Origin of the sequence: Pedobacter cryoconitis (assembly GCF_014207135.1) — a bacterium.
In the GTDB taxonomy this organism is placed as follows: domain Bacteria; phylum Bacteroidota; class Bacteroidia; order Sphingobacteriales; family Sphingobacteriaceae; genus Pedobacter; species Pedobacter cryoconitis_D.
In genome coordinates, this window is record NZ_JACHCC010000008.1 from 364,418 (window position 1) to 372,917 (window position 8,500).

Genomic DNA, 8,500 nt, shown 5'->3' on the forward strand with positions numbered 1-8,500 from the left:
TGTTAATTATCATGAATAGCACGCGCTGCCTGTAAAGCATCAAGCGGTAAATTATAGAATGAAAGCAGTTTCAGAATTATATTTTCAATCAAAATATCCGGGCAGGAAGCACCGCTGGTCAAATGAATCACCACTGGGTCTTTAGCCGGCAGATAAGAAAAAGTAGTCTTTAACTGCCGGGCATGAATATCCCAGTGCTGAATCTCCGTACCAGAGATCATACTTTGAGCTGATGAGATGAAGTAAGTGGGTAATTTTACGTCACATAATTCAACCAGATGTGAGGTATTAGAACTATTGTAACCACCTACTACAATAGCCAGGTCCGCTTCGGTAGATAACATGGTAATGACAGCACTTTGATTATCATTGGTTGCATAGCAGAGTGTATCTTTCATATTTGCAAAATGGTCAGATACATTACCTTCATTAAGACTGTATTTTTCCCGTATTGTTTGCAGTAGAAAATCTGCAATCTCCTGCGTATCACTGGCTAGTAGCGTAGTTTGATTAACCACGCCAATCCTGGTTAAATCCTGCCCCACATCAAAGCCCTCAGAATGCCTGCCTTTAAATACCTCTGTAAAATCAGCGGCCTGCCTTCTGTTCATGATAAAATCAGCGAGCAATATAGCTTCTTCCATATCCTTGATAACTACAGAAGGAGCTACATTTTTGCTATGTGAAAAGGTTGCCCTGGTTTCTTCATGATCAGGTTTACCATGGACAATTACAGTGTAATCATTACTGGCAATCTGAGAGACTCTGGTCCACACTTTTTCTACAAAAGGGCATTTACTTTTATAATAAATCTGTTTGATGCCCTTATTTTTTAAAATAGCCTCCATTTCAATGGTGGTTCCAAAAGCAGGAATAATAATCACATCTTCCTCTATAATCTCATCCCACGGAATAAGCTGATTACCAGAAGTATCCATAATAAACCTAACTCCATTTTCATGTAAAGCAGCATTAACGTGCGAATTATGAATGATTTCACTTAACAAAAAGATCCTTTTACCAGGGTTCTCTTCAATAGCTGTATAAGCAATTTCGATTGCATTCTCTACGCCATAGCAGAAACCAAAATGACGCGCCAGGTTAATCCTGACCTTGCCAAAATCAAGTACCGATGGCATGAAATCTCTTTTCAAACGATCTTTCTCCTGCCTTTCCTTTTTGATAGAAGTGATAAACCCACTTTTGTAAATTCCCGGTATCTTAAAAACTTTCATGATTCCAGAGTTTTGTGGTTAAAACCTTTTCTCCAAGGGCCTCTCTTACAGCGGCTATTATTCCCTGTTTATCATAGGCGCATTCCATATATAACTCATCAACTTTGCCATGTTCAACAATGCAGTCGGGTACGCCAAGGATTTGTATAGATGCCTGATATTTATGTTCGGCCATAAACTCTGCGATAGCGCTCCCCAGACCTCCGATCCTGCAACCATCTTCTACTGTAATGACATGAGCATATTTATTAAAAATATGATGGAGTAATTTTTTATCTAATGGCTTCACGAACCTCATATCAAAGAGTCCTGGATTAATCCCTTCTTTTTCCAACTGACTGCAAGCATCACTGGCAAAATTTCCCGGATGTCCGAATGTAAGGATGGCAATATCAGTCCCTTCCCTGATAGTCCTGCCAGTTCCAATTTCAATCTCTTTAACTGGTGTTCTCCAATTCGGCATCACCCCCTGTCCTCTGGGATACCGGATAATAAAAGGCTGTTCTATCCGGTCAAGCTGAGCGGTATACATTAAATTTCTTAATTCAGATTCGTTCATCGGAGAGCTAATAATCACATCAGGCAGACAACGTGAATAAGCGATATCATAAATACCATGATGTGTCGCCCCATCTTCTCCAACTAAACCTCCCCTGTCTAAGCAAAAGATAACCGGTAATTTTTGCAGAACTACATCATGAATTAACTGATCATATCCTCTCTGCATAAAAGAAGAATAGATATTGCAAAAGACTTTTAAACCTTGTGTCGCCAATCCGGCTGATAAAGTAACGGCATGCTGTTCACAAATACCCACATCAAAAGTGCGCTCAGGCATCTTCTCCATCATCAATTTTAATGAGGAACCAGATAACATTGCCGGTGTTATTCCTACTATTTTATCATTTAATTCAGCCAGTTCAATAATGCTATGGCCAAAAACATCCTGATATTTAGGTGGCTGAGGCTCTGCAGATGGTTTTTTATGGATTTTACCTGTTACTTTATCAAAAAGCCCCGGGAAATGCCATAGTGTTTTTTCTTCTTCAGCAGGCAGGAACCCTTTTCCTTTTGTCGTCACAACGTGTAGCAGTTTCGGTCCGGGAATATGTTTTAGATCTTTCAGCATATCCGCCAGTTTCAACACATCGTGACCGTCAACCGGCCCGAAATACCTCATATTTAATGCCTCAAAGAAATTAGCATGCTCAGCCAATGCACTTTTCAGACCTGCTTTTGCATGATTTAAAATATCTTTAGAAATTTCACCAACTACGGGTATTTTATCCAAGGTATGTCCAACCTTTTGCCTTATTTTATTATACGTTTTAGAAAGTGTCAGATGTGTCAGATATTCCTTTAATGCGCCTACATTAGGGTCAATAGACATACAATTATCATTTAGGATCACTATCAAATTAGTATTTGAAATGCCTGCATGATTCAACGCCTCAAAGGCCAGTCCGGCAGTCATAGCGCCATCTCCTATTACCGCAATATGTTGTTTATCATGCTGACCTTTATGTTTAGCAGCTAGTGCCATCCCTAATGCGGCCGAAATAGACGTAGAAGAGTGTCCGGTTCCAAAAGTGTCATATTCACTTTCGGTCCGGCGTGGAAAGCCACTCAGCCCTTTATATTTTCTGTTCGTATGAAAACTGGATTTCCTGCCTGTTAGTATTTTATGTCCATAAGCCTGATGGCCAACATCCCATACGAGCTGATCATATGGAGTATTCATTACATAATGTAACGCTGCTGTTAATTCAACTACTCCCAGGCTGGCTCCAAAATGGCCCCCATTCAGACTTACTGTATCTACAATAAATGCTCTCAGTTCTTCACATAACTGTGGAAGCTGGGTTAAATTTATTTTCCGCAAATCGGCAGGGAAATTTATCTGGTCTAACAGTGGGAATTCAATATTTTTCATAGTAAAAGCGGTTAGTGAGAGAATGTAGACGGTATAGCAGGATACAGCTCAGGGAGGATCTGCCCACATACCGAACTCTTTAATAAGGCCAACAAGCGTATCAACAGCAACCTCACTATTTACATTTCTTCTGATGACCTCTTTTCCCTTATACAATGATATTTTACCAGGCCCACTGCCGACATACCCAAAATCAGCATCCGCCATTTCACCCGGCCCATTTACGATACACCCCATGATGGCAATTTTTAGTCCTTTGAGATGGCTGGTTGCCATCCTGACCTTTTCTGTTGTGGTTTGCAGATCAAATAATGTACGGCCACAAGACGGACAGGAGATATATTCTGTCCCAGAAATTCTGCTTCGGGTAACCTGTAAAATACCAAAAGTTATATTGTTTAGTATTGCAGGTAAATTATCAAACTGATCAGCTTCTGTTGGAGGGATCATCCAGATCCCATCTTTCCATCCATTTAAAATTATACTACCTGCATAAGCAGCATAACCCACTATTAAATCATCAGTACTACGATCATCCGGATAACACTGAAAAATACACGGAATCCTTTGTTTACTTACTTCCAGATAATTTATCTTCGTCAGACAAGTTCTGGCGTTGATACTTTCATCCGCATGGATAACTAATACAATATTTTTTTTCTGCAATACACCGACCTCGGTTATAAATGAATTAACCTCCTGATGGTTGATCAGAATCAGGTTCATTCTATCCGAAATCTTCATACTGGATTTATATTCAGCTAAAGTAAAAAGTGGGAAGTACTGCGCCTGATCAGGAAATTTTTCCCATTTACCGGCAGGAATGATAATCCCCATCATCCCGGGAGGAGAGAAAGTTAGCTGGTCATTTACAAAAATATAATCCGCAGCAGCATTGCCGATAGTCCATTTATCAGTAGGCTCGTCATATAAATATCCAACAGCCGCAAGGGTATCCCGACCAATGTTATTTATCCCTGAAAAATCGGCAACCACTGCTGGTGGAGCATCGCCCCCGATATTAAAAATCTTAGCTGTCTTGACCCTGTCACTCCTAAAACCAGGATATAAATAAGTAGTGTCAGTTATTAATCTCTTTCCTGAAGTATATCTGTTCACAATACTGCGACAAACAGGGAGCTCTAATTCAGGAGGCTCTGTAAGCGAGACCCTTATCGTATCTCCTATACCATTTTCGAGTAAAGTACCTATTCCAATTGCTGATTTAATACGTCCTTGTTCACTATCTCCAGCTTCAGTAACCCCGAGGTGCAGCGGATAACAGTTCTTTAATTCTTTCTGCATGTTTTGGACAAGCAAATAATAAGCATCGATCATCACCAGTGGATTACTGGACTTCATGCTTAATACAATATTATAAAAATTGAGATCCTCGGCTATTCGTAAAAATTCCATTGCACTCTCAACCATGCCAATGGGTGAATCTCCATATCTGCTCATGATTCTGTCACTCAAAGAGCCATGGTTGGTACCAATCCGAAGAGCCGTACCATATTCTTTACAGATTTTTACCAGAGGTACAAACCTATTGCGGATCCGCTCCAATTCATACTGATAAGTATCATCGTTATAGTCAATTGTTTCAAATTTCTTTTTATCAGCGTAATTTCCTGGATTGATTCTTACCTTTTCTACAATTCTGGCAGCGGCTTCTGCCGCATTTGGGGTAAAATGAATATCTGCCACTAAGGGCACAAAACATCCGCTTTTATGTAAATTCCGTTGAATGTTTAACAGATTCTCTGCATCATGAAGACCAGGAGCTGTGATCCGGACTAAATCGGCTCCTGCATCGGCACATTGAATAACCTGGTTAACAGTTGCAACAGTATCCATCGTGTCGGTGGTAGTCATGGTTTGTAATCTGATAGGGAAAGCACTTCCAATCATTAAACTACCAGCTTTAACCACTACTGTTGCCAATCTGTCTGACATACCAATAGCTAAATCCTCAATATTAGACTCCATATGATTTACAGCTGATTTTATGATTCACGAACGAGTAAAGAATTAGCTAATTCACTTAGCTTTTCCTTTTTATAGACTGGAATATCTATTCTATCGAGACTTTTAAAAGCAATTTCAGTATAGTGAAATATAGCATCACTTGCCCATTGATCGACATTTAGAGCCTTGTAAAGACCAATAACTGCCTCAATTCTATCTTCACCTTCTCTGGCCATTGCTTCTTTTAGATAAGTTTTCTGAAGCGGATCTGCCAATTCAAAAGCTTTTAACAGAAGTGCTGTCTTCTTATTTTCAAGAATATCGAGCCCGATCTGTTTTCCGGTTTTGGAAACATGCCCAAAAGCATCCAGAAAATCGTCCTGTATCTGAAAGGCGATTCCTATATTTTCTCCAAATTCATAGATATCATTTTGCTGCTGTGCATCTGCCCCACCAATAAGGGCTCCAATCCTGGCAGAAGTACCTAATAACACGGATGTTTTAAAAGTGATCATCTTGATATATTCTGCATAGCTTAGAGTATCTATATCCCGGTCTTCAAAATCAATATCCATCTGTTGCCCTTCACATATTTTACAAGCCATATCAGAAAATAAGTTCATTGCCTGCCCGCGATGGTCAATCGCTATTTTATTAAGTTGTATATAAGCATGAATTAATAAGCTATCTCCAGCTAATATTGCTGTATTCTCGCCGTATTTAATATGTAAAGTCGGTCTTCCCCTACGTAGCATTGAATGATCCATGATATCATCATGGATCAATGAGAAGTTGTGAAATAACTCAACCGCATTAGCCACTTTATAAGAATCACCCTGGATTTCGCTAAAAAGCTCATTTCCCATCAGACACAAAACAGGTCTTATTTTCTTACCTGGATTGTTCATAAAATAGTTAATTGATCCGTACAATTTTTGCGGATGTAGCGGGAATTCTATCAGATCAGCTTGATCCTGATAGCGTTCATAGATTTCTGTGAATGAGAACATATGCTTGACATTAGGTATACAGTGATCATCTTTTTATTTTAACTACAATTGCCACACTAATTAGAATATTTCTTAATTGTAATGGCAATGAATTAATAACTAAAAATTATATCAAATATAACAAGCTGTGTAACAGCGACATTCATTCATTTCATTCCTTATCACGCTATTCAAGCAAATCAAGCTTAATCAATAAAAAAACAAAATGTTACCACAAGTTAAATACAATCTTTATTGTTAATTAATTTACAATAAACAGTCGCATTCAATTTATTCACAAGAGATTAGAACCCGACCACAACATCGACAGCCGGGTATTTCATGGTGTATTAATGCAGTTTCATAAAAAATACAGAGGATCAGTTTCAATTGATATTGTTAGTCATTTAAAGGTCTGAGGTGCTCTGAAAGGCATCTCAATACATTTATGCTGGAGCAGTTACTAAAAATAAGTATGTCTGTTATTTTTATTGGTTAGTGGGGCTTGGCAATCCCATCATCTTCAATACGATCCAGATTCTTAGAAGTATTATTGTATTTATAAAACTGAAATGTTTTATCATCGTTGCTGCAAGCCACAACAGCTTCATTACTGTCACTGCCGCTTTTCTTAATGAAAAAGCTTGAATATTGGATGTGATTCTCCTCCAGGGCCAATTTCACCCATTTTCCCATTGATTCGCCATCATTGTGCCATTCGGTTTGGAAATATCTACTAATTTTTTCTGCATTGCTATCGGGCCGGTTGAAGTACCGGATTACTTTAAATGTGCCGATAACCACAAATGCGCTAATGGAAATAATTCTTAAAGTTTGGTTCATTTTTGAGTGCGTTTTTAGATATGAACAAAATACTAAAATAATGTAGTCCACCACCTATAAGATAGTATTAAAAGTTTTTGTTAAAAATTTTTAATTTAAAAGTGCTTGTATCAACTTTAACGGCATTCATTTGTTTATTCAGCTCCCTTACTGCTTTTCTAAAAATGGCTTCGTCCATTCCGGCATCAGTTCTGGCTGCCAGATACAACTTGTAGCTAGATGGCCTCAATTTGGCATTGGCCAGCATCATATTCATTCCCGGGAATGCTTTGGATATGGCTTTCCCCAGAGAATGGGTATCATACAAAGGAATGCCAGTACTTACATCAAATGCCACATTAGCCCCTGTATCCTTCAAATTGGTCTTATCTTGTGGAGAAGAAGATGGGATCAGTAATGTAGGGTCGTATGCCCTAAAATATAAGTATGTCTTAGTACTATCGTAACTATTGAGCGCACTTTTTGACAACTTTCCCATACTCTTTCCCTTACCAATAACATATAGATCCAATTTAGCTGAATCTGGATGTTCAATAAACGCTTCCAGACTCTTATTCGCAGTTACATAATCAAAGGCACTAATACCTGTACGATTATCCATGTCCAGATCTGGCAAAAGGGTCAGGCTGGCACTAGTGTCATTGCTGTACAGAAAATAAGGCCCCGATTGACGAGCTAGCTTTCCTAAAACAAGTTTTGCTTCAGCTGATCTATGTTGAAATATTTTTTCTGAATTTTTTGCCATTTCAGGCCCATTAAAGTCTCCTGATCTAAACCAGTCTGTACCGCAGGTACGGACTAAAGCTAAGACTGCAAATGCCAAACCTATCGGTATTGCCCATTTGGACATATTGTTTTTCTTTTTAACCCCCTCTAATTGTTCAGTCAAAGAAGTCAAATTTTGGTCTTCAGATACGGAATCAATATTGGATGTCTTTTCTTCCAATTCAAGGCCCGCTGGTTTTGCTGATGAGTTTTTGGCTTCTTTATTTTTAATCTGTTGTTCCAGGGCTTCTATGAAAGCTAAAAAAGTAGTCACATCTTCTTTGTTATTAAATACATTGCTCTGGTAATTGAGTATCCAGGTTACTTTTTGGCCATTATTTAATTTTAATTGTATACAGGGTTTCGGGTACATCATTGGGGATGATATTCTAAGAATATCATCGTAGTTTATATCTCCAAAATAGCTTGATTCAAAATAAGTATCCTTAATACAGATTATATCTTCAGCTTTCCCTTTTAGAATGGCTAAAACAATACCTAGTACCATTGGTCCCATTATAACGAGCAGGAATATCACTACACCTACATTAGCACCCATTAAAGGAATAAAAGGGAAAGGCAGAAGCATCAGGCTCAGATAACGCATAGCCTTGACATTCTGAAATTTAAAACTGTAAAACTTCTCAACCATTTTTTTATCTATAAGAGATTTGGAATTGCAACAATAAAATGGACATTGGGTTAAGCTGCAATATTTTGTTTATTTAAGTTTTGACCAAATTCCTCCGGGGACATGTAGCCCAATG

At 38.4% G+C, this 8,500-nt stretch carries 6 protein-coding genes; all 6 read right to left on the minus strand.

Translation table 11 applies throughout. The features are described 5' to 3' along the window. Window positions 1–2: 2 nt before the first annotated feature. The 6 genes from HDF25_RS16775 to HDF25_RS16800 all read right to left on the minus strand — a co-directional run bounded on the left by HDF25_RS16775 (window position 3) and on the right by HDF25_RS16800 (window position 8,385). The gene (locus HDF25_RS16775; protein WP_184626800.1) at window positions 3–1,235 is read right to left on the minus strand and encodes a 4-hydroxy-3-methylbut-2-enyl diphosphate reductase; all 1,233 of its coding nucleotides are present in this window, start codon (window positions 1,233–1,235) and stop codon (window positions 3–5) included. After that, entirely contained in the window at window positions 1,222–3,168 is a 1,947-nt protein-coding gene (dxs, locus tag HDF25_RS16780) for a 1-deoxy-D-xylulose-5-phosphate synthase (RefSeq protein WP_184626802.1), read from the minus strand. Before dxs ends, HDF25_RS16775 begins: the two co-directional genes overlap by 14 nt. Before the next feature lie 48 nt (window positions 3,169–3,216). Then, window positions 3,217–5,157, minus strand: a complete 1,941-nt coding sequence (gene ispG, locus HDF25_RS16785) for a (E)-4-hydroxy-3-methylbut-2-enyl-diphosphate synthase (RefSeq protein ID WP_260409392.1) — start codon at window positions 5,155–5,157, stop codon at window positions 3,217–3,219. 17 nt (window positions 5,158–5,174) lie between these two features. After that, window positions 5,175–6,146: a polyprenyl synthetase family protein gene (locus tag HDF25_RS16790; protein WP_184626804.1), complete on the minus strand. Its 972-nt coding sequence runs from the start codon at window positions 6,144–6,146 to the stop codon at window positions 5,175–5,177. A gap of 474 nt (window positions 6,147–6,620) precedes the next feature. Beyond that, a complete protein-coding gene (locus HDF25_RS16795) occupies window positions 6,621–6,968 on the minus strand; it encodes a hypothetical protein (protein ID WP_184626806.1) in 348 nt (115 codons plus the stop codon). Window positions 6,969–7,035: 67 nt separating this feature from the next. Next, window positions 7,036–8,385: a hypothetical protein gene (locus tag HDF25_RS16800; protein WP_184626808.1), complete on the minus strand. Its 1,350-nt coding sequence runs from the start codon at window positions 8,383–8,385 to the stop codon at window positions 7,036–7,038. Between the last annotated feature and the right edge of the window lie 115 nt (window positions 8,386–8,500).